This is a genomic window from Streptomyces sp. 8L, assembly GCF_020176795.1.
Taxonomy (GTDB): Bacteria; Actinomycetota; Actinomycetes; order Streptomycetales; family Streptomycetaceae; genus Streptomyces.
Genome location: NZ_JAIUKE010000826.1, coordinates 1 through 2,087, shown reverse-complemented (window position 1 = coordinate 2,087; position 2,087 = coordinate 1). Strand labels below are relative to the sequence as shown.

Here is a 2,087-nt window from a genome sequence, read left to right as displayed (position 1 = left end):
CCGCTACCCCCCTGCTACCCCTGTGAAGGAGCCCGCCATGCCCACCTGCCTCGCCCTCTGCGGAACCGCCGCCGCCCCTCCCGGCCAGGCGCCTCCGGTGGAGCGGCACCGGTCCACCGTCCTCTACGAGGACATCGTGCGCCCCGCGTGCACGCAGCTCGGTCTCACCTTCCTGCGAGCGGACAGACTCACGGAGGCCGGCCTGCCCTTGGACCAACTGCTGCGCACCCTGACGGAAGTGGACGTCGTCGTCGCCGATCTCGGCGGATCATCCGGGCCGGAGCTGTCCTTCGGGCTCGGCGTGCGCCACGCCCTCGGGCGCTGCACGGTCCTTGTCACGGAGGAAACCGAAGAGCTCCCGGGCTTTGGAACGACGCCTCGGACACCCTTCCCGTCACACTCCGCCAACACCGTCACCGCCCGGCGGCAGCTGACGAGCGTACTGGCCCAGGCGCTGTGCGGTGGCGGTGTCCTGTCGCTCCCCGGAGGACCGGCCCCCGCGCCCGGCGCCGATGAGGCGCCCGGGCCCCGTACGGAACCGGCCGCCGGGGATGAGGACGCCCCCGGGCTGTTCGATCTGATCGTCGAGGCGGAGGCGCAGCTGGAGGCCATCACCGGCGACATGGCCGACGTGGAGTCCGCCATCACAGACCTCGGGGAAATGATGGGTCTGATCGGCGAGGACATGGACCGTGTCAACCACGCCGGGGCTTCGATGAACATGCGGATGGCCGTCATCAACCGCCTGGCCAAAGCCATCGAGGGCCCGGCCGACGACCTGACCGCAGCGGCCGAGCGCTTCGCGGCGCGCATGGGCGCCAGCGTCGACGCGCTGCGGGCGTTCCTGGAATGGGCGGCGGACACGCCGCGCGGCGAATGGCCGGAGGACGCGGAGGACGTGCTGGAGACGGTCCTCACGGTCCCCGAGGAACTACAGGAGACGACGGGAGCCTTCCAGGAGATCGTGGCACTGATCAGCATGGTGGGCTCCTCCAGCCGTCAGCTGCGCCGCCCCTCCCGGCAGATCGTCACGTCCCTTCAGACCATTTTCGGGAGTGTGGCCGTACTGGACGAACTGCGGGACCTGGCACTGGTGCTGCGGGAGTCCTGAGTCGTCGCCCCGGAAGACGCAGAGCCCGCGTCGGGACGGCGCCGACGTCCGCACCGGGGAGCCACGCGGCGGCCACACGTCGTGTCACGTCGCCCTCGGTGCGATGTGCGGTGGCTCCCCGGTGCGGACGCGGGACCGCTGGCGCGGGCAGGACCGCCGACGCGTACGCCGGAAGGTTCGGTAGAACCAACGCGAAGACGGCCCAGCCGGCCGTCAGCCGGTGTCCAGGTCACGATCGCCGGAACCTGAGTACCAGCATCAATGTCAGTGCTCCCTTCTAACGTCGTGGTATGACGACGACGTTCCGATCCGGCTTCACACTGTGGAACATGGTGGACAAGGCGCGAGAGCTCACCGAGAACCCGGGCGTGCGAGAGCGCATCGATGTAGTGCTCCGCATCATGGGCCCTGCCCTGGGAGGGAGCGACTACGGCAAGGGCAGGCCGCTGGTAAACGCTCTGGAAGATGTCGCTCAAGCAGCGATTCTGGTCGGGGATTTCCCGCTCGCGCAGCGGTTCCAGCGTTTCGCCGCCTACGCCAGCGGCGAACTGTTCCTCGAAATCCTGGAGAACTACTACGACGAGAAGGCGCGACGCAACAGCGAGGAGGGCGTACGCAGGATGGTCGCCATGGCGGCCGATCGCGCTGTCACCGTTCTGGACGGCCTGTCTGCCGACAATCCCGAGGCGACGGTCGCCGACGCACGCGATCTCTTTCGCGGGATAGCCCTGTCCGTCGACCACTTGGGCCTCGGCACCGGTGAAGGCGGGGTCCGACTGCCACTGCGGGAGAGGAGGCGACTCCAGCAATTCGGGCACATGGAACTGATTCTGAGGAACCTCCCGCTGCCGGCCGCGGCCGCGGCCGCCCGGTTGGTGGGCGATGCCCTCGCGGACGCCAGGGCCTGTTGCAAGATTGAAGATCGTCCGGTTCGCCGGAGTCGCCTGGAAGCAGGGCAAGTATCCCGGTTCGGGCA

General features: G+C 69.0%; 1 protein-coding gene and 1 pseudogene. Both read left to right on the top strand.

The genetic code is table 11. The features are described 5' to 3' along the window. Positions 1-1,111 (top strand): apolipoprotein A1/A4/E family protein (locus LCE31_RS39170; protein ID WP_225023018.1); only part of this gene is annotated, 1,111 nt, incomplete at its 5' end. Between the two features lie 290 nt (positions 1,112-1,401). Further along, positions 1,402-2,087 (top strand): annotated as a pseudogene (locus tag LCE31_RS39165) (Shedu anti-phage system protein SduA domain-containing protein); the annotation flags it as partial.